Annotated in this window: 15 protein-coding genes and 3 rRNA genes; 15 read left to right on the top strand and 3 right to left on the bottom strand. The window is 62.2% G+C overall.

The features are described 5' to 3' along the window. Positions 1 to 84: 84 nt before the first annotated feature. The 11 genes from rfe (at position 85) to JX552_RS22540 (ending at position 9894) form a co-directional block, all read left to right on the top strand. On the top strand, positions 85 to 1293 hold the full coding sequence (rfe, locus tag JX552_RS22590) for a UDP-N-acetylglucosamine--decaprenyl-phosphate N-acetylglucosaminephosphotransferase (RefSeq protein ID WP_205874093.1): 1209 nt from the start codon (positions 85 to 87) through the stop codon (positions 1291 to 1293). A 227-nt stretch (positions 1294 to 1520) separates the two neighbouring features. Beyond that, positions 1521 to 2003, top strand: coding sequence for an ATP synthase subunit I (locus JX552_RS22585; protein ID WP_205874092.1), 483 nt, complete (start codon positions 1521 to 1523; stop codon positions 2001 to 2003). Continuing rightward, positions 1996 to 2748: a F0F1 ATP synthase subunit A gene (gene atpB, locus JX552_RS22580; RefSeq protein ID WP_205874091.1), complete on the top strand. Its 753-nt coding sequence runs from the start codon at positions 1996 to 1998 to the stop codon at positions 2746 to 2748. The genes JX552_RS22585 and atpB overlap by 8 nt, the downstream gene beginning before the upstream one ends. Positions 2749 to 2793: 45 nt before the next feature. Beyond that, complete coding sequence (locus JX552_RS22575; protein ID WP_003406686.1) at positions 2794 to 3039, top strand: F0F1 ATP synthase subunit C; 246 nt, start codon at positions 2794 to 2796, stop codon at positions 3037 to 3039. A gap of 9 nt (positions 3040 to 3048) precedes the next feature. Beyond that, the gene (locus tag JX552_RS22570; protein WP_205874090.1) at positions 3049 to 3573 is read left to right on the top strand and encodes a F0F1 ATP synthase subunit B; all 525 of its coding nucleotides are present in this window, start codon (positions 3049 to 3051) and stop codon (positions 3571 to 3573) included. A gap of 7 nt (positions 3574 to 3580) precedes the next feature. Beyond that, the gene (locus JX552_RS22565) at positions 3581 to 4921 is read left to right on the top strand and encodes a F0F1 ATP synthase subunit B/delta (RefSeq protein ID WP_205874089.1); all 1341 of its coding nucleotides are present in this window, start codon (positions 3581 to 3583) and stop codon (positions 4919 to 4921) included. Between the two features lie 59 nt (positions 4922 to 4980). Next, positions 4981 to 6645 carry a F0F1 ATP synthase subunit alpha gene (atpA, locus tag JX552_RS22560; protein WP_205874088.1) on the top strand — a complete coding sequence of 555 codons (1665 nt, stop codon included), beginning with the start codon at positions 4981 to 4983 and terminating at the stop codon, positions 6643 to 6645. Between the two features lie 6 nt (positions 6646 to 6651). After that, a complete protein-coding gene (locus tag JX552_RS22555; protein WP_205874087.1) occupies positions 6652 to 7563 on the top strand; it encodes a F0F1 ATP synthase subunit gamma in 912 nt (303 codons plus the stop codon). 22 nt (positions 7564 to 7585) lie between these two features. Further along, positions 7586 to 9040 (top strand): F0F1 ATP synthase subunit beta, encoded by a 1455-nt coding sequence (atpD, locus tag JX552_RS22550; RefSeq protein ID WP_205874086.1) that lies wholly within the window; start codon positions 7586 to 7588, stop codon positions 9038 to 9040. A gap of 36 nt (positions 9041 to 9076) precedes the next feature. After that, positions 9077 to 9442 carry a F0F1 ATP synthase subunit epsilon gene (locus JX552_RS22545; protein ID WP_205874085.1) on the top strand — a complete coding sequence of 122 codons (366 nt, stop codon included), beginning with the start codon at positions 9077 to 9079 and terminating at the stop codon, positions 9440 to 9442. An 8-nt stretch (positions 9443 to 9450) separates the two neighbouring features. Beyond that, on the top strand, positions 9451 to 9894 hold the full coding sequence (locus JX552_RS22540) for a DUF2550 domain-containing protein (protein ID WP_205874084.1): 444 nt from the start codon (positions 9451 to 9453) through the stop codon (positions 9892 to 9894). Here the strand turns inward: JX552_RS22540 and JX552_RS22535 are convergent, their stop codons facing one another. After that, positions 9895 to 10473, bottom strand: coding sequence for a cob(I)yrinic acid a,c-diamide adenosyltransferase (locus JX552_RS22535; RefSeq protein WP_205874083.1), 579 nt, complete (start codon positions 10471 to 10473; stop codon positions 9895 to 9897). An 83-nt stretch (positions 10474 to 10556) separates the two neighbouring features. Here JX552_RS22535 and murA point away from each other — a divergent pair, with 83 nt between their 5' ends. The 4 genes from murA (at position 10557) to rrf (ending at position 17224) form a co-directional block, all read left to right on the top strand. Continuing rightward, the gene (gene murA, locus JX552_RS22530) at positions 10557 to 11810 is read left to right on the top strand and encodes a UDP-N-acetylglucosamine 1-carboxyvinyltransferase (protein WP_205874082.1); all 1254 of its coding nucleotides are present in this window, start codon (positions 10557 to 10559) and stop codon (positions 11808 to 11810) included. A gap of 302 nt (positions 11811 to 12112) precedes the next feature. Further along, positions 12113 to 13642 (top strand): 16S ribosomal RNA (locus tag JX552_RS22525). 273 nt (positions 13643 to 13915) lie between these two features. Then, positions 13916 to 17024: ribosomal RNA gene (locus tag JX552_RS22520) — 23S ribosomal RNA — on the top strand. Between the two features lie 86 nt (positions 17025 to 17110). After that, positions 17111 to 17224: ribosomal RNA gene (rrf, locus tag JX552_RS22515) — 5S ribosomal RNA — on the top strand. The 16S, 23S and 5S rRNA genes sit together here, the layout of an rRNA operon. A 129-nt stretch (positions 17225 to 17353) precedes the next feature. Here the strand turns inward: rrf and JX552_RS22510 are convergent. After that, positions 17354 to 17851 (bottom strand): methylated-DNA--[protein]-cysteine S-methyltransferase, encoded by a 498-nt coding sequence (locus JX552_RS22510; RefSeq protein ID WP_205874081.1) that lies wholly within the window; start codon positions 17849 to 17851, stop codon positions 17354 to 17356. Then, positions 17848 to 19332, bottom strand: a complete 1485-nt coding sequence (locus JX552_RS22505) for a DNA-3-methyladenine glycosylase 2 family protein (RefSeq protein WP_205874080.1) — start codon at positions 19330 to 19332, stop codon at positions 17848 to 17850. Before JX552_RS22505 ends, JX552_RS22510 begins: the two co-directional genes overlap by 4 nt. Between the last annotated feature and the right edge of the window lie 4 nt (positions 19333 to 19336).

Genomic DNA, 19336 nt, shown 5'->3' with positions numbered 1-19336 from the left:
GTTTCACATTCGGCGACATGGTGGGCCCAGAGGCCCGCTCGGGGAACGGTGCGGCCCGAAGGCGCGCACACCGGTCTCAGGTTGGTGAAGTACGGTCTCGAGGTGTCCAGCGATGTGGCCAGCCTTGCCGGCGGTTTGCTCGCTCTGTCCGATCGCAGCGCCGGAGTCCCGCTGCGTGAGCTGGCTCTGGTCGGACTGACCGCCGCGATCATCACCTATTTCGCCACCGGGCCGGTGCGCGTGCTGGCTACCCGTCTGGGTGCGGTCGCCTATCCCCGCGAGCGGGACGTGCACGTGACGCCGACGCCTCGCATGGGTGGGCTGGCAATGTTCCTCGGCGTCGGCTCGGCCGTCTTCCTGGCCTCGCAGCTGCCGGCGCTCACCCGCGGATTCGTCTACTCCACCGGAATGCCCGCGGTGCTGGTCGCCGGCGCGGTGATCATGGGCATCGGTTTGATCGACGACCGCTGGGGCCTGGACGCGCTGACCAAATTCGCCGGCCAGATCACCGCCGCCAGTGTCCTGGTCACCATGGGGGTCGCGTGGAGCGTGTTGTACATCCCGGTGGGCGGCGTCGGCACCATCGTGCTCGACCAGGCATCGTCGATCCTGCTGACCCTGGCGCTGACCGTCTCGATCGTCAACGCGATGAACTTCGTCGACGGACTCGACGGGCTCGCCGCCGGGCTGGGTCTTATCACCGCCCTAGCGATCTGCATGTTCTCCGTCGGTCTGCTGCGCGACCACGGCGGTGACGTGCTCTACTACCCACCGGCGGTGATCTCCGTGGTTCTTGCCGGTGCGTGCCTGGGCTTCCTCCCGCACAACTTCCACCGGGCCCGGATCTTCATGGGCGACTCCGGTTCCATGCTGATCGGACTCATGCTGGCGGCGGCTTCGACGACCGCGGCCGGCCCGATTTCGCAGAACGCTTACGGCGCCCGCGATGTGTTTGCTCTGCTGTCGCCGTTCCTGCTGGTGGTGGCCGTCATGTTCGTGCCGATGCTCGACCTGCTGCTGGCGATCGTGCGGCGCACCCGGGCGGGACGCAGTGCCTTCACGCCGGACAAGATGCACCTGCATCACCGACTGCTGCAGATAGGCCACTCGCATCGCCGGGTGGTGCTGCTCATCTACTTGTGGGTCGGCATCGTCGCGTTCGGCGCGGCGAGCACGATCTTCTTCGACCCGCGCCACACCGCGGCGGTCATGTTGGGAGCAATCGCCATCGCGGGTGTCGCGACCGTGATCCCGCTGCTGCGTCGTCGCGACGAGTACTACGACGATCCGTAGTAGGTCCCGCTGCCGTGTGGTACGGTGCTGGTAGAACCCCGAAATAAACCTCGCGGGTTGCCGGCTCCCCGGCCCGTCGGATGGGTTTCCGGTGCCGGCGGACGAAGACCGACACAGGGAGCTACCCCTTGGGTAAGTCCAGCGTGACCCTTGCGATACGCTCGGCGGGCCACGGATCAGTCGATCACGTGGTTTGCGCTCCACCAACCTGGGATTGAGGTGCTGCAGTGACGACACCAGCGCAGGACGCGCCGTTGGTGTTTCCCGCTGTTGCGTTCCGTCCCGTTCGGCTGTTCCTCATCAGCCTGGGGGTGACGGCGGTGGCGACGCTCATCGCCGGCTACGCCGGTCACCCGGTGGTGGGGGGCTTCTTCGGAATCGGGTTGCTGCTGGGTTTGCTCAACGCCCTGATGGTGCGGCGTTCGGTGGAGTCGATCACCGCGCGCGATCACCCGCTGAAGCGATCGATGGCCATCAACTCGGCATCGCGCGTCGCGATCATCACCATTCTGGCGCTGATCATCGCCTTCATATTCCGGCCTGAAGGTTTGGGCGTGGTGTTCGGCCTGGCACTCTTCCAGGTGCTACTGGTGGCATCGACCGCCCTGCCGGTGTGGAAGAAGCTGCGGACCGGCGACCCCGAGGGCCAGGAAGGTGCAGTAGTGACGGGATCGGATGGCACGGAAGGGAGGAGCGCCGGCGATGACTGAGTCGATCCTGGCCGCTCAGATCGAGGTCGGCGAACACCACACCGCCACCTGGCTGGGTCTGACAGTCAACACCGACACCATCATGTCGACGGCCATTGCCGCGCTGATCGTGATCGGGTTGGCGTTCTACCTGAAGTCGAAGGTCACCTCGACCGACGTACCTGGTGGTGTGCAGCTGTTCTTCGAGGCGATCACTATCCAGATGCGCAGTCAGGTCGAATCCGCCATCGGGATGCGGATCGCACCGTTCGTGCTGCCGCTGGCGGTCACCATCTTCGTGTTCATCCTGATCTCCAACTGGCTGTCGGTGCTGCCACTGCAGTACACCGACAAAGAAGGCAAGACGACCGAGCTGCTGTCCTCGGCCGCGGCTGACATCAACTACGTGCTGGCACTGGCCTTGTTCGTGTTCGTCTGCTATCACGCGGCCGGGATCTGGCGCCGCGGCATCATCGGGCACCCGATCAAGGTGCTCAAGGGACACGTCGCGATCCTCGCGCCGATCAACGTCGTCGAAGAACTCGCCAAGCCGATTTCGTTGTCGCTCCGACTTTTCGGCAACATTTTCGCCGGCGGGATCCTGGTCGCGTTGATCGCGCTGTTCCCGCCCTACGTGCTGTGGCTGCCGAACGCGATCTGGAAGTCGTTCGACCTGTTCGTCGGCGCCATCCAGGCGTTCATCTTCGCGCTGCTGACGATCCTGTACTTCAGCCAAGCGATGGAACTAGAAGAGGACCACCACTAAAAAAATCCTGGTAAACCGCTACCAGAGTTATCAAGGAGGATAAAAATGGACCCCACTATCGCAGCCGGCGCCCTCATCGGCGGTGGACTGATCATGGCCGGTGGCGCCATCGGCGCCGGTATCGGTGACGGTGTCGCCGGTAACGCGCTGATCTCCGGTGTCGCCCGCCAGCCGGAGGCACAGGGCCGTCTCTTCACGCCGTTCTTCATCACGGTCGGTCTGGTCGAGGCTGCTTACTTCATCAACCTGGCGTTCATGGCGCTATTCGTCTTCGCCACGCCCGTCAAGTAATTCGCTGTGATGGGCGACCCGACTTCTCTTGCTTCGGCTGTGAACTTTGCAGCAGAGGAAGGCGGCCAAAGCAACTTCCTCATCCCGAACGGCACCTTCTTCTTCGTGCTGGCCATCTTCCTGGTGGTGCTCGGAGTCATCGGCACGTTCGTCGTGCCGCCGATTCTGAAGGTGCTCAAGGAACGCGACAACATGGTGGCCAAGACCCAGGCCGACAGCAAGAAGGCGGCCGAGCAGTTCGCCGCCGCCGATGCCGATTACGAGAAGGCATTGAAGGAAGCTCGGGTCGAAGCGGGCGCCTTCCGCGACAATGCGCGGACTGAGGGTCGTAAGGTCATCGACGATGCGCGAGCGCGCGCCGAGCAGCAGGTGGCAGAGGTGTTGGCCCAGGCCAACGAGCAATTGAAGCGGGAGCGCGACGCCGTGGAATTGGATCTGCGTGCCAACGTCGGTGCCATCTCGGCGACGCTGGCCTCTCGAGTGCTCGGTGTGGAAATCAGCCCGAAAGCTGCGACGTCAGAAGCGACGAGGTAGTCACCACATGTCGACATTTATCGGACAGCTGATCGGGTTCGCGGCCATCGTGCTGCTGGTCTGGCGGTATGTCGTGCCGCCAGTCCGCAAACTGATGGCCGCTCGCCAGGAGACGGTGCGTCAGCAGTTGAAGGACTCGGAGAAGGCGACGCAGCGCCTCACCGAGTCGACGACCGCGCACAGCAAGGCCGTGCAGCGCGCGAAGGAAGAGGCCGCGCAGCTCGTCGAGGAGGCCAAGTCCGACTCCGAACGCATCGAGGAACAGATGCGGGCACAGGCCGAAAGCGAGGCGGAACGCATCAAGGCGCAGGGGGCGCGCCAAACCGAACTGCTGCGGGCGCAATTGACCCGTCAGCTCCGGTTGGAGCTCGGCCACGAATCCGTGCGCCAGGCAAGTGAATTGGTGCGCAGCTATGTGTCCGACGCCGAGCAGCAGGCATCGACCGTCGACCGTTTCCTCGACGAACTCGACGACATGGCGCCAGAACCGGTCGAGGTGGAGTACCCGGTGCTGGCCAAGATGCGGTCGGCGAGCCGCCGCGCTGTGAGCAATATGGTGGAGCGTTTCGACACCATCGCCGGCGACCTCGACAACCAGGGTTTGACCACTCTCGCCGACGAGTTGGTGTCGGTGGCCAAGCTGTTGGACCAGGAGATCGTGGTCACCCGGTATCTCACCGTGCCGGCCGAAGACGCGGCGCCCCGGGTCAAGCTGATCGAACGACTGCTCGAGGGCAAGGTCGCCGACTCCACGCTCGACCTGTTGCGCACCGCTGTCTCGGAACGCTGGTCGGCGAACGGGGACTTGGTCGATGCAATCGAGCATGTCTCGCGTCAGGCGCTGCTCGCAGTCGCCGAAAAGGACGGCAGCGTCGACGAAGTCGAGGACCAGTTGTTCCGGTTCTCGCGAATCCTCGACGCCCAGCCACGCCTCGGCATCCTGCTGGGCGACTACACCACCGGCGCCGACCGGCGAGTTGGGTTGCTGCGCAAGGTACTTGAGAGTTCGGGTAGCGAGGTGAACCCGGTGGCCCTCGCGCTGCTGTCCCAGACGGTCGAGTTGTTGCGGGGCATGCCGGCCGAAGAAGCGGTGCTGCTGCTCGCTCAGGTGGCGGTCGCTCGCCGCGGCGAAGTCGTGGCGCAGGTCAGTGCGGCGGCGGAACTCAGTGACGCCCAACGCACTCGGCTCAGTGAGGTATTGGGCCGCATCTACGGTCATCCGGTGGCGGTCCAGCTGCAAGTCGATTCCGACCTGCTCGGCGGACTGCTCATCTCCGTGGGTGACGAGGTGATCGACGGCACGCTCAAGTCCCGGTTGGCCGCTGCTGAAGCCCAGTTACCCGACTAATCCAAAGCCCGACGGAAACCCGACCTAGTCATCACAACGAAGTAGGAAGACGAAAAGCCATGGCCGAGTTGACAATCTCCGCTGATGCCATCCAGAGCGCCATCGAAGAATACGTAGAGTCCTTCACCGCCGATACCTCGCGAGAGGAAGTCGGCACCGTGGTGGATGCCGGCGACGGCATCGCGCACGTCGAGGGATTGCCGTCCGTCATGACCCAGGAGTTGCTGGAGTTTCCGGGCGGAGTTCTCGGCGTCGCCCTGAATCTGGACGAGCACAGCGTCGGCGCCGTAATCCTCGGTGACTTCGAGAAGATCGAAGAAGGCCAGCAGGTCAAGCGGACCGGTGACGTCTTGTCGGTGCCTGTGGGTGACGCCTTCCTCGGCCGAGTGGTCAATCCGCTCGGTCAGCCGATCGACGGCGGCGGGGACATCGAGACCGACACCCGTCGCGCACTGGAGCTCCAGGCGCCGTCGGTGGTCGAGCGCCAGAGCGTGAAAGAGCCGTTGCAGACCGGTATCAAGGCCATCGACGCGATGACTCCGATCGGGCGCGGCCAGCGGCAGTTGATCATCGGCGACCGCAAGACCGGCAAGACCGCCGTCTGCGTCGACACCATCCTCAACCAGCGCCAGAACTGGGAGACCGGCGACGAGAAGAAGCAGGTTCGCTGCGTCTACGTCGCGATCGGGCAGAAGGGCACCACGATCGCTTCGGTGCGCCGCGCGCTCGACGAAGGTGGCGCGATGGACTACACCACCATCGTCGCGGCGCCCGCTTCCGACGCCGCCGGCTTCAAATGGCTTGCGCCCTACACCGGTTCGGCGATCGCGCAGCACTGGATGTACGAGGGCAAGCACGTGCTGATCGTCTTCGACGACCTCACCAAGCAGGCCGAGGCATACCGCGCGATCTCGCTGCTGTTGCGCCGTCCGCCCGGTCGTGAGGCATACCCGGGTGACGTCTTCTACCTGCACTCGCGGCTCCTCGAGCGTTGCGCCAAGCTGTCCGACGAGCTCGGTGGCGGCTCGCTGACCGGGTTGCCGATCATCGAGACCAAGGCCAACGACATCTCGGCCTACATCCCCACCAACGTCATCTCGATCACCGATGGGCAGTGCTTCCTGGAGAGTGACCTGTTCAACCAGGGTGTCCGGCCCGCCATCAACGTCGGTGTGTCGGTGTCCCGGGTCGGTGGCGCCGCTCAGATCAAGGCGATGAAAGAGGTGGCCGGCTCGCTGCGTCTGGATTTGTCGCAGTACCGCGAACTGGAATCCTTCGCCGCGTTCGCGTCCGACCTCGACGAGACGTCCAAGAAGCAGCTGTCGCGCGGTGAACGACTGGTCGAGTTGCTCAAGCAACCGCAGTTCTCGCCGTTGCCCGTGGAAGAGCAGGTGGTTTCGATCTTCCTGGGCACTGGCGGTCATCTCGACTCGGTGCCGGTGGAGGACGTAAAGCGATTCGAGGCCGAATTGCTGGACCACATGCGGGCGTCGGAGGAGAAGTTCCTCGAGGGCATCCGCACGAGTCAGAAACTCGGCGAGGAAGAAGAAGAGAAGCTCGTCGAGATCATCAACAAATTCAAGAAGGGCTTCGCTGCCAGCTCTGGCGAATCGGTGGTACCCGACGAGCATGTCGAGGCCATGGACGAAGAAGAGCTCGGCAAGGAATCGGTGAAGGTCAAGAAGGAGAAGCCCAAGAAGGACTCCAAGAAGGACAAGAAGTAGCTAACAATGGCTGCCACACTTCGCGAACTACGCGGGCGGATCAAGTCGGCGGGGTCGATCAAGAAGATCACCAAGGCTCAGGAACTGATCGCCACATCGCGCATCGGTAAGGCGCAGGCTCGGCTGCAGTCGGCCAGGCCGTACGCCTTCCAGATCACCTCGATGCTCACCACGCTGTCTGCCGAAGCCGCTCTGGACCATCCGCTGCTCGTCGAACGGGAGAATCCCACTCGCGCCGGCGTTCTGGTGGTGTCCTCCGACCGCGGTCTGTGTGGCGCCTACAACTCGAGCATCTTCCGTCGTTCCGAGGAGCTCTTTTCCCTCCTGCGAGAAGAGGGCAAGGACCCGGTGCTGTATACCGTGGGACGAAAAGCCTTGAACTACTTCTCATTCCGGAACTGGGACATCAAGGAGTCCTGGACCGGCTTCTCCGAGCAGCCCCAGGTCGAGAACGCCACCGAGATCGCTGACACTCTGGTCGACGCTTTCATGGCCGGCACCGGCGACGACGGGAGTGACGAAGGGCAGGGCGTCGACGAACTGCACATCGTCTTCTCCGAGTTCAAGTCGATGATGTCCCAGAGTGCCGTTGCTCACCGGATCGCTCCACTGGTGGTGGAGTACGTCGAGGAGGACACCGGACCGCATACGCTCTACTCCTTCGAGCCGGATGCGACGACGCTGTTCGACGCGCTGCTGCCGCGGTACCTGACCACCCGTGTGTACGCGGCGCTGCTGGAGTCGGCGGCTTCGGAACTGGCGTCGCGCCAGCGCGCCATGAAATCGGCAACCGACAACGCCGATGACCTCATCAAGGACCTGACGCTGCAGGCGAACCGTGAGCGGCAGGCCCAGATCACCCAAGAGATCAGCGAAATCGTCGGCGGCGCAAACGCGCTCGCTGACGCCTCCAAGTAGGCCCCACGAGGAAGCGAAGAATATGACCACTACCGCAGACGAAAAGACTGACAAGAAATCGGGCTCCGACACCAACGGCCGCGTTGTTCGGATCACCGGCCCCGTCGTCGACGTCGAGTTTCCGCGGGGTTCCGTTCCGGAATTGTTCAACGCGCTGCACGCGGAGATTCCGTTCGAGGCGATGAAGAAGACGCTGACGCTGGAGGTGGCGCAACACCTCGGTGACAACCTGGTGCGCACCATCTCGATGCAGCCCACCGATGGACTGGTGCGCGGCACCGAAGTCACCGACACTGGCAACTCGATCTCGGTACCGGTGGGCGAGAAGGTCAAAGGCCACGTGTTCAACGCGCTGGGATACTGCCTGGACAAGCCCGGATACGGAGAAGACTTCGACCACTGGTCGATTCACCGCAAGCCGCCGGCCTTCGAAGACCTGGAGCCGCGTACCGAGATGCTCGAGACGGGACTCAAGGTCGTCGACCTGCTGACTCCCTACGTGCGTGGCGGCAAGATCGCCCTGTTCGGCGGTGCCGGGGTGGGCAAGACGGTGCTCATCCAGGAGATGATCAACCGTATTGCCCGGAACTTCGGTGGTACTTCGGTGTTCGCCGGTGTGGGGGAGCGCACCCGTGAGGGCAACGACCTGTGGGTCGAGTTGAAGGAAGCCGACGTGCTCAAGGACACCGCGCTGGTGTTCGGCCAGATGGACGAGCCGCCCGGCACCCGTATGCGGGTGGCGCTGTCCGCCCTGACGATGGCCGAGTGGTTCCGTGACGAGGCCGGCCAGGACGTGCTGCTGTTCATCGACAACATCTTCCGGTTCACCCAGGCCGGCTCGGAGGTGTCGACCCTGCTCGGCCGTATGCCGTCCGCGGTGGGTTATCAGCCGACGCTGGCCGACGAGATGGGCGAGTTGCAGGAGCGCATCACCTCGACGCGAGGCAAGTCGATTACGTCCATGCAGGCCGTTTACGTGCCGGCCGACGACTACACCGACCCGGCGCCGGCGACCACGTTCGCCCATCTGGACGCCACTACGGAGTTGTCCCGAAACGTGTTCTCCAAGGGCATCTTCCCTGCGGTGGACCCGCTGGCATCCAGCTCCACCATCCTGGACCCCAGCGTCGTCGGCGACGAGCACTACCGTGTGGCGCAGGAAGTCATCCGAATTCTGCAGCGCTACAAGGACCTTCAGGACATCATCGCGATTCTGGGTATCGACGAGCTGTCCGAGGAGGACAAGCAGCTGGTCAACCGGGCGCGGCGGATCGAGCGCTTCCTGTCGCAGAACATGATGGCGGCCGAGCAGTTCACCGGTCAGCCGGGTTCGACGGTTCCGGTCAAGGAGACGATCGAGGCGTTCGACCGGCTGTCGAAGGGTGACTTCGACCACGTGCCGGAGCAGGCATTCTTCCTCATCGGAGGGCTCGACGACTTGGCCAAGAAGGCCGAGAGCTTCGACGTCAAGCTATGACGGCGGACTTCCGGCTGACTCGAAAGGTGGTGTGGCATGGCTGAATTGAACGTTCAGATCGTCGCCGTCGACCGTGAGATCTGGTCGGGCGAGGCGACGTTTCTGTTCACCCGCACCACCTCCGGGGAGATCGGCATCCTGCCGCATCACATCCCGTTGGTCGCACAGTTGGTTGACGACGCCATGGTGCGCGTCGAGCGGGACGGCGAAGACGACCTGCGGATCGCGGTCGACGGCGGCTTCCTCACGGTGACCGAAGAGGGTGTGAGTGTGCTCGCCGAGTCGGCGGAGTTCGAGAAGGACATCGACGAGAGCGCTGCTAGACAGGATTCCGAATCCGACGATCCCCAAGTCGCTGCCCGGGGGCGCGCGAGGTTGCGCGCCGTCGGCGCGCTCGACTGATTTCGACGATGAGCGCGCCCATGATCGCCATGGCCGTGCTCGTTGTCCTGCTGGGAGCGGCCGTCCTTGCCCTGAGTTTCCGGCTGTGGAAACTGCGCCGGGGCGGAACGGCTGCCATCATGCGCGATATCCCTGCGGTGGGCGGGCACGGCTGGCGGCACGGTGTGATCCGTTATCGAGGTGGCGAGGCGGCGTTCTACCGGCTGTCCAGTTTTCGTCTCTGGCCGGATCGCCGGCTGAGCCGACGCGGGGTGGAGGTCGTGGCCAGGCGCGCGCCACGTGGCGACGAATTCGACATCATGACCGACGAAATCGTGGTGCTGGAACTTCGCGATAACACTCAGGACCGGCGGCTGGGCTACGAAATCGCTTTGGACCGAGGGGCGTTGACCGCGTTTCAGTCGTGGCTGGAGTCGCGGCCCTCGCCGCGGGCCCGGCGCCGCAGCGTCTGACTAGCCAACTGCGCCGCCACCCGGGCGCCACAGCACGTCGCCGTCCGGGTTTGCTGCCCGCGACAGGATGAACAGCAGGTCCGAGAGCCGGTTGAGGTACTTCGCGGGCAACACACTCGTGTCTTCGGGATGGGCGTCGACGGCGGCCCACGCCGCTCGTTCGGCCCGACGGACCACGGTGCGAGCCACGTGCAACAACGCCGAAAGCGGCGAACCACCGGGCAGGACAAAGGAATTGAGCGCCGGCAGGCCTTCGTTGTAGGTGTCGCACCACCCCTCGAGTCGGTCGATGTAGGCCTGGGTGATCCGCAGTGGTGGATGCTGCGGGTCATCCACCACCGGTGTCGAGAGGTCCGCGCCGGCGTCGAAGAGGTCGTTTTGGATCTGTCGCAGCAGGTCAGCGATCTGCTCCGAAGGACCCCCCACTGCCACCGCCACCCCGATCGCCGAGTTGGCCTCATCACAATCGGCATAGGCCACCAGGCGCGGGTCGTTCTTCGACACCCGTGAGAAATCGCTCAATCCCGTCGTGCCGTCGTCGCCCGTGCGGGTATAGATGCGGGTCAGATGGACTGCCATGGGCAGAACGCTACCCCGATGAGACGACCTCGATGCGGGTCGGCTGACTGACAAGCCGATACCGCTTCACTAGACTGACCCGGGTGGCGGAGCGATTCGTGGTGACTGGTGGCAACCGGTTGTCAGGCGAAGTCGCTGTTGGGGGCGCCAAGAACAGCGTGCTGAAGCTGATGGCGGCGACCCTGCTGGCTGAAGGCACCAGCACCATCACGAACTGTCCCGATATTCTCGACGTGCCGTTGATGGCCGAGGTGCTGCGTGGCCTGGGTGCCACCGTCGAACTTGACGGTGATGTCGCCCGCATCACGTCGCCGGATGAACCGAAGTACGACGCTGACTTCGCGGCCGTGCGTCAGTTCCGGGCGTCGGTCTGCGTGCTCGGACCGCTGGTCGGTCGGTGCAAGAAGGCCAGGGTGGCGCTTCCGGGCGGTGACGCGATCGGATCGCGGCCGCTGGACATGCACCAAGCGGGCCTGCGGCAGTTGGGCGCGCAGTGCAACATCGAGCACGGATGCGTGGTCGCCGAGGCAGAGACGTTGCGCGGCGCGGAAATTCAGCTGGAATTCCCGTCCGTGGGCGCCACCGAGAATATTCTGATGGCCGCGGTGGTGGCCGAGGGCGTCACCGTGATCCACAACGCGGCGCGCGAACCCGACGTGGTCGACCTCTGCACGATGTTGAACCAGATGGGCGCCCAGATCGAAGGCGCGGGGTCGCCGACCATGACCATCACCGGTGTGCCACGACTGCATCCGACCGAGCACCGGGTCATCGGGGACCGCATCGTGGCCGCGACCTGGGGTATCGCCTCGGCGATGACCCGCGGCGACATCACCGTGACGGGAATAGATCCGTCGCATCTGCAGTTGGTCCTGCACAAGCTGCATGACGCCGGGGCCACGGTCACTCAGACCGATAACAGCTTCCGCGTGGTGCAGTACGAGCGGCCGAAGGCCGTCAACGTCGCGACGTTGCCGTTCCCAGGATTCCCGACAGACCTGCAACCCATGGCGATTGCGCTGGCCTCGATCGCCGACGGCACGTCGATGATCACCGAGAACGTGTTCGAGGCGCGCTTCCGGTTCGTCGAGGAGATGATCCGGTTGGGTGCGGACGCCCGCACCGACGGGCACCACGCGGTGGTACGCGGTTTACCTCAGCTCTCGAGCGCGCCGGTGTGGTGTTCGGACATCCGGGCCGGCGCCGGACTGGTGCTCGCCGGACTCGTCGCAGACGGAGACACCGAGGTCCACGACGTTTTTCACATCGATCGCGGCTACCCGTTGTTCGTCGAGAACCTGGCGATTTTGGGAGCGGAGATCGAGCGGGTACAGTAGCCGAGTCACGCCCGATCGGCGAGATCACCTCCCACAGAAGATGATCGAAACCAGGACTTGACTCTCCTGCCGGATCTGTATTAAGCTGGCAGGGTTGCCCCGAAACGGGCGAAATATAGCGAGACGTGTTGTTTGAGAACTCAATAGTGTGTTTGGTGAATTGTTTTGTTGTTGTTTTTTGACTACACCTAGCACTCCCCGTGTGTGGGTGTAGTCGCAATCATTGATGCCAGTTTTTTGGTGTCTTTTTGTTAGATCAGATTTTCTCTGATTGTGAATTCACCTCGTTATCGAGGGGTTTTTGTTTGGAGAGTTTGATTCTGGCTCAGGACGAACGCTGGCGGCGTGCTTAACACATGCAAGTCGAACGGTAAGGCCCTTCGGGGTACACGAGTGGCGAACGGGTGAGTAACACGTGGGTAATCTGCCCTGCACATCGGGATAAGCCTGGGAAACTGGGTCTAATACCGAATAGGACCACAGAACACATGTCCTGTGGTGGAAAGCTTTTGCGGTGTGGGATGGGCCCGCGGCCTATCAGCTTGTTGGTGGGGTGATGGCCTACCAAGGCGACGACGGGTAGCCGGCCTGAGAGGGTGTCCGGCCACACTGGGACTGAGATACGGCCCAGACTCCTACGGGAGGCAGCAGTGGGGAATATTGCACAATGGGCGAAAGCCTGATGCAGCGACGCCGCGTGGGGGATGACGGCCTTCGGGTTGTAAACCTCTTTCACCATCGACGAAGGTCCGGGTTTTCTCGGGCTGACGGTAGGTGGAGAAGAAGCACCGGCCAACTACGTGCCAGCAGCCGCGGTAATACGTAGGGTGCGAGCGTTGTCCGGAATTACTGGGCGTAAAGAGCTCGTAGGTGGTTTGTCGCGTTGTTCGTGAAATCTCACGGCTTAACTGTGAGCGTGCGGGCGATACGGGCAGACTTGAGTACTGCAGGGGAGACTGGAATTCCTGGTGTAGCGGTGGAATGCGCAGATATCAGGAGGAACACCGGTGGCGAAGGCGGGTCTCTGGGCAGTAACTGACGCTGAGGAGCGAAAGCGTGGGGAGCGAACAGGATTAGATACCCTGGTAGTCCACGCCGTAAACGGTGGGTACTAGGTGTGGGTTTCCTTCCTTGGGATCCGTGCCGTAGCTAACGCATTAAGTACCCCGCCTGGGGAGTACGGCCGCAAGGCTAAAACTCAAAGAAATTGACGGGGGCCCGCACAAGCGGCGGAGCATGTGGATTAATTCGATGCAACGCGAAGAACCTTACCTGGGTTTGACATGCACAGGACGCCGGCAGAGATGTCGGTTCCCTTGTGGCCTGTGTGCAGGTGGTGCATGGCTGTCGTCAGCTCGTGTCGTGAGATGTTGGGTTAAGTCCCGCAACGAGCGCAACCCTTGTCTCATGTTGCCAGCGGGTAATGCCGGGGACTCGTGAGAGACTGCCGGGGTCAACTCGGAGGAAGGTGGGGATGACGTCAAGTCATCATGCCCCTTATGTCCAGGGCTTCACACATGCTACAATGGCCGGTACAAAGGGCTGCGATGCCGCGAGGTTAAGCGAATCCTTTTAAAGCCGGTCTCAGTTCGGATCGGGGTCTGCAACTCGACCCCGTGAAGTCGGAGTCGCTAGTAATCGCAGATCAGCAACGCTGCGGTGAATACGTTCCCGGGCCTTGTACACACCGCCCGTCACGTCATGAAAGTCGGTAACACCCGAAGCCAGTGGCCTAACCCTTTGGGAGGGAGCTGTCGAAGGTGGGATCGGCGATTGGGACGAAGTCGTAACAAGGTAGCCGTACCGGAAGGTGCGGCTGGATCACCTCCTTTCTAAGGAGCACCACGAAGAGCACTCCAATTGGTGGGGTGCGAGCCGTGAGGGGTCATCGTCTGTAGTGGACGAAGACCGGGTGCACGACAACAGGCAAAGCCAGACACACTATTGGGTCCTGAGGCAACACCCTCGGGTGCTGTCCCTCCATCTTGGTGGTGGGGTGTGGTGTTTGAGAATTGGATAGTGGTTGCGAGCATCAAAATGTATGCGTTGTCGTTCGCGGCAACGTGTTCTTTTTGTGCAATTTTATTCTTTGGTTTTTGTAGTGTTTGTAAGTGTCTAAGGGCGCATGGTGGATGCCTTGGCATCGAGAGCCGATGAAGGACGTGGGAGGCTGCGATATGCCTCGGGGAGCTGTCAACCGAGCGTTGATCCGAGGATTTCCGAATGGGGAAACCCAGCACGAGTTATGTCGTGTTACCCGTATCTGAATATATAGGGTACGGGAGGTAACGCGGGGAAGTGAAACATCTCAGTACCCGTAGGAAGAGAAAACAATTGTGATTCCGCTAGTAGTGGCGAGCGAACGCGGAAAAGGCTAAACCGCATGCATGTGATACCGGGTAGGGGTTGTGTGTGCGGGGTTGTGGGAATGATCTTCTCAGCTCTACCTGGCTGGGAGGCAGTAAAAAAGTGTCGTAGTTAGCGGAAGTGGCCTGGGATGGTCTGCCGTAGACGGTGAGAGCCCGGTACGCGAAAACTCGACACCTGCCTTGATCAATCTCCCGAGTAGCAGCGAGCCCGTGGAATTTGCTGTGAATCTGCCGGGACCACCCGGTAAGCCTAAATACTTCTCGATGACCGATAGCGGATTAGTACCGTGAGGGAATGGTGAAAAGTACCCCGGGAGGGGAGTGAAAGAGTACCTGAAACCGTGCGCCTACAATCCGTCAGAGCCTCCTCGTGGGGTGATGGCGTGCCTTTTGAAGAATGAGCCTGCGAGTCAGGGACATGTCGCGAGGTTAACCCGCGTGGGGTAGCCGCAGCGAAAGCGAGTCTGAATAGGGCGTATCCCCGTATGGGGTGTAGTGGCATGTTCTGGACCCGAAGCGGAGTGATCTACCCATGGCCAGGGTGAAGCGCGGGTAAGACCGCGTGGAGGCCCGAACCCACTTAGGTTGAAGACTGAGGGGATGAGCTGTGGGTAGGGGTGAAAGGCCAATCAAACTCCGTGATAGCTGGTTCTCCCCGAAATGCATTTAGGTGCAGCGTTGCGTGGTTCACCACGGAGGTAGAGCTACTGGATGGCCGATGGGCCCTACTAGGTTACTGACGTCAGCCAAACTCCGAATGCCGTGGTGTCAAGCGTGGCAGTGAGACGGCGGGGGATAAGCTCCGTACGTCGAAAGGGAAACAGCCCAGATCGCCGGCTAAGGCCCCCAAGCGTGTGCTAAGTGGAAAAGGATGTGCAGTCGCAGAGACAACCAGGAGGTTGGCTTAGAAGCAGCCACCCTTGAAAGAGTGCGTAATAGCTCACTGGTCAAGTGATTGTGCGCCGATAATGTAGCGGGGCTCAAGCACACCGCCGAAGCCGCGGCACATCTACGCAAGTAGGTGTGGGTAGGGGAGCGTCCCTCATTCAGCGAAGCCGTCGGGTAACCGCCGGTGGAGGGTGGGGGAGTGAGAATGCAGGCATGAGTAGCGAATAGGCAAGTGAGAACCTTGCCCGCCGAAAGACCAAGGGTTCCTGGGCCAGGCCAGTCCGCCCAGGGTGAGTCGGGACCTAAGGCGAGGCCGACAGGCGTAGTCGATGGACAACGGGTTGATATTCCCGTACCCGTGTGTGCGCGCCCGTGATGAATCAATTGTGCTAACCACCCAAATGGTCGCTGATCAATCCCTTCGGGGTGCGACGGTGATCGGCTGCGTGGGACCCCGGTTGGTAGTAGTCAAGCGACGGGGTGACGCAGGAAGGTAGCTGTACCAGTCAGTGGTAATACTGGGGCAAGCCCGTAGGGAGAGCGATAGGCAAATCCGTCGCTCATACATCCTGAGAGGTGACGCATAGCCGATTGAGGCGAATTCAGTGATCCTCTGCTGCCAAGAAAAGCCTCTAGCGAGTTCACACACGGCCCGTACCCCAAACCAACACAGGTGGTCAGGTAGAGAATACCAAGGCGTACGAGATAACTATGGTTAAGGAACTCGGCAAAATGCCCCCGTAACTTCGGGAGAAGGGGGACCGGCATGCCGTGAACACCTTTTCGGTGGGAGCGGAAACCGGTCGCAGAAACCAGTGAGAAGCGACTGTTTACTAAAAACACAGGTCCGTGCGAAGTCGCAAGACGATGTATACGGACTGACGCCTGCCCGGTGCTGGAAGGTTAAGAGGACCCGTTAACTCGCAAGGGTGAAGCGGAGAATTTAAGCCCCAGTAAACGGCGGTGGTAACTATAACCATCCTAAGGTAGCGAAATTCCTTGTCGGGTAAGTTCCGACCTGCACGAATGGCGTAACGACTTCTCAACTGTCTCAACCATAGACTCGGCGAAATTGCACTACGAGTAAAGATGCTCGTTACGCGCGGCAGGACGAAAAGACCCCGGGACCTTCACTATAGCTTGGTATTGTTGTTCGGTACGGTTTGTGTAGGATAGGTGGGAGACTGTGAAACCTCGACGCTAGTTGAGGTGGAGTCGTTGTTGAAATACCACTCTGATCGTATTGGACACCTAACGTCGAACCGTATATCCGGTTCACGGACAGTGCCTGGTGGGTAGTTTAACTGGGGCGGTTGCCTCCTAAAATGTAACGGAGGCGCCCAAAGGTTCCCTCAACCTGGACGGCAATCAGGTGTTGAGTGTAAATGCACAAGGGAGCTTGACTGCGAGACCTACAAGTCAAGCAGGGACGAAAGTCGGGATTAGTGATCCGGCACCTCTGAGTGGAAGGGGTGTCGCTCAACGGATAAAAGGTACCCCGGGGATAACAGGCTGATCTTCCCCAAGAGTCCATATCGACGGGATGGTTTGGCACCTCGATGTCGGCTCGTCGCATCCTGGGGCTGGAGCAGGTCCCAAGGGTTGGGCTGTTCGCCCATTAAAGCGGCACGCGAGCTGGGTTTAGAACGTCGTGAGACAGTTCGGTCTCTATCCGCCGCGCGCGTCAGAAACTTGAGGAAACCTGTCCCTAGTACGAGAGGACCGGGACGGACGAACCTCTAGTGCACCAGTTGTCCCACCAGGGGCACCGCTGGATAGCTACGTTCGGACAGGATAACCGCTGAAAGCATCTAAGCGGGAAACCTTCTCCAAGATCAGGTTTCTCACCCTCTAGGAGGGATAAGGCCCCCAGCAGAACACTGGATTGATAGGCCAGACCTGGAAGCTCAGTAATGGGTGCAGGGAACTGGCACTAACCGGCCGAAAACTTACCAACACAACCAATCGCAACCACTATTCGTTCCTCGGCCGCAAGGTCGATTGACACCGCACCCCGCCACCAAACACAAATTTAAATAGAGTTACGGCGGCCACAGCGACAGGGAAACGCCCGGTCCCATCCCGAACCCGGAAGCTAAGCCTGTCAGCGCCGATGATACTGCCCTTTTCGGGTGGAAAAGTAGGACACCGCCGAACATACACAAAAACACCCCCATTAATTTGGGGGTGTTTTTGCATTTCGGGCGCCCGGCAGTTGGACTAGCGGACGCAAAAAGCCCCCTTACGGCGCCAATTCAGGGCCTGTCGCGTCTGCGCGGGCCGGCTTCAGTCGAACAACGTCAGGTCGGCGGGAGCCCGCCGCTTCTCCAGCGTGAGCAGGGTTTGTTTGCGGTCGAGTCCACCGCCATATCCGGTCAATTTGCCGGCGGCGCCGATCACGCGATGGCACGGCACGATGATGGCGACCGGATTGTGCCCATTGGCCAGCCCGACGGCCCGCGCAGCCCCGGGTGCGCCGATCTGGTCGGCGATCTGTCCGTAGGATCTGGTCTCGCCGTACGGAATGGCGAGCAAAGCCTTCCACACCCGGCGCTGGAATTCCGTACCGCGCAGCTGCAATCGCACGTCGAAATCGCGCAGATCGCCGGCGAAGTAAGCGTCGAGTTGATTCACGGCGTCGCAGAACACGCTCTCGTCAAGAATCCAGTCGGCGCGGCTCGGTTCGTAGGTCTGATCGATCATCCGCAGATTGGTCAGCATTCCGTCGCGACCGGCCAGGGTCAGCGGACCGATGGGGCTGTCGATGGTGCGATAGCTGATCATGCGACCTCCTGGGGTGGCCAGTGGTTTACCGGGTGTTCGAGGGTGGCCCACAGATGCTGGGTGGCGTAGGAACGCCAGGGACGCCACCGGGCACTGTGCTGCGACAGCGCCCGTTCGTGGGTGGGCAGCCCCAGCTGTTTGGCTGCCAGCTTGAGACCCAGATCGCTGGCCGGAAAAGCGTCTGGATCGCCCAGCCCGCGCATGGCGATCACCTCGGCAGTCCACGGACCGATGCCCGGCAGTTCCAGCAGTTGCCGGCGCGCCCGGGTCCAGTCACAGCCCGCGTCCAGCGTGATGGTGCCGTCCGCGAGAGCGGTGATCAGCGTGCTGATTGTCCGCTGTCGGGACTTGGGTACCGCGAGGTGGACCGGGTCGATGTCGGCGAGCTCCTCGACGGAGGGGAAGGTGTGTGTCAGCGTGCCCGCACCGTCGTGGATTCGCTGACCGTACGCGGTGACCAGTCGGCCGGCGTGGGTGCGTGCGGCTTTGGTCGAGACCTGCTGGCCGAGAACCGCCCGCACGGCCAGTTCGGCTTCGTCGACCGTGCGCGGAATTCGTTGCCCCGGTGCCTTTGTGACGACGGGACCAAGGTCCGGGTCGGCGCTTAGCGCCTCGACCACCGCTTCGGGATCCGCGTCAAGATCGAGCAGACGTCGACACCGGGCGGTCGCGGTGGCCAGGTCGCGGAAGTCGTCCAGGACCAGCACGCAACGCACGTGGTCGGGCGCGGGAATCAAGGACACCAGGCCGTTGCCCGATGCCAGCCGCAATGTGCGCCGGTAAGCGCCGTCGCGGACCTCTTCGCAGCCGGGCACGGCACTGGCGGCCAGATGACCGAACACACCCTCGTAGGCGAACGGGGTGCGCATCGGGAGACGCAGGGACAGCGCCCCCGCGGACATGGCCGATCCAAATCGCGCGGCCGCCCGTTTGCGGAGCAGGGACGGGGTGCCGTCGCACACCAATCGAACGGTGTCGTTGAACTGGCGGATGCTGGAAAATCCGGCGGCGAATGCCACATCGCCGAACGGAAGGTCAGTGGTCTCGATCAACACCCGGGCTGCCTGCATCCGCTGTGCGCGCGCGAGCGCGAGCGGTCCGGCGCCGACCTCGGCTTGCAGCAGCCGCTCCAGCTGCCGAGTGGTGTAGCCGAGGTGTTCGGCCAGACCGGTCACCCCTTCGCGGTCGACCGTGCCGTCGGCGATGAGGCGCATGGCCCGGGCGACGACGTCACCGCGCACGTTCCATTCCGGCGAGCCCGGAGAGGCGTCAGGGCGGCACCGTTTGCAGGCCCGGAAGCCCGCCCGCTGGGCTGCGGCGGCCGTCGGGAGGAATCGCACATTGCGGGCGAACGGCGGCCGCACCGGACAACTGGGCCGGCAATAGATCCGAGTGGTCAGCACGGCGGTCACGAACCAGCCGTCGAACCGGGCGTCCTTGGCCTGGACCGCCCGGTAGCAGCGTTCGAAGTCCTCATGCACGCTT

Source organism: Mycobacterium gordonae (assembly GCF_017086405.1).
In the GTDB taxonomy this organism is placed as follows: Bacteria; Actinomycetota; Actinomycetes; order Mycobacteriales; family Mycobacteriaceae; genus Mycobacterium; species Mycobacterium gordonae_D.
This window is presented reverse-complemented; position numbering and strand designations above follow the sequence as displayed.

Excerpts from the sequence above, each read along its gene's own strand:
- atpD (WP_205874086.1), top strand. The coding sequence starts at position 7,586 with ATGACCACTACCGCAGACGAAAAGACTGACAAGAAATCGGGCTCCGAC.
- JX552_RS22555 (WP_205874087.1), top strand. The coding sequence starts at position 6,652 with ATGGCTGCCACACTTCGCGAACTACGCGGGCGGATCAAGTCGGCGGGG.
- atpB (WP_205874091.1), top strand. The coding sequence starts at position 1,996 with ATGACTGAGTCGATCCTGGCCGCTCAGATCGAGGTCGGCGAACACCAC.
- JX552_RS22545 (WP_205874085.1), top strand. The coding sequence starts at position 9,077 with ATGGCTGAATTGAACGTTCAGATCGTCGCCGTCGACCGTGAGATCTGG.
- JX552_RS22565 (WP_205874089.1), top strand. The coding sequence starts at position 3,581 with ATGTCGACATTTATCGGACAGCTGATCGGGTTCGCGGCCATCGTGCTG.
- atpA (WP_205874088.1), top strand. The coding sequence starts at position 4,981 with ATGGCCGAGTTGACAATCTCCGCTGATGCCATCCAGAGCGCCATCGAA.
- JX552_RS22540 (WP_205874084.1), top strand. The coding sequence starts at position 9,451 with ATGAGCGCGCCCATGATCGCCATGGCCGTGCTCGTTGTCCTGCTGGGA.
- JX552_RS22510 (WP_205874081.1), bottom strand. The coding sequence starts at position 17,851 with ATGATCAGCTATCGCACCATCGACAGCCCCATCGGTCCGCTGACCCTG.
- JX552_RS22535 (WP_205874083.1), bottom strand. The coding sequence starts at position 10,473 with ATGGCAGTCCATCTGACCCGCATCTATACCCGCACGGGCGACGACGGC.
- JX552_RS22575 (WP_003406686.1), top strand. The coding sequence starts at position 2,794 with ATGGACCCCACTATCGCAGCCGGCGCCCTCATCGGCGGTGGACTGATC.
- JX552_RS22570 (WP_205874090.1), top strand. The coding sequence starts at position 3,049 with ATGGGCGACCCGACTTCTCTTGCTTCGGCTGTGAACTTTGCAGCAGAG.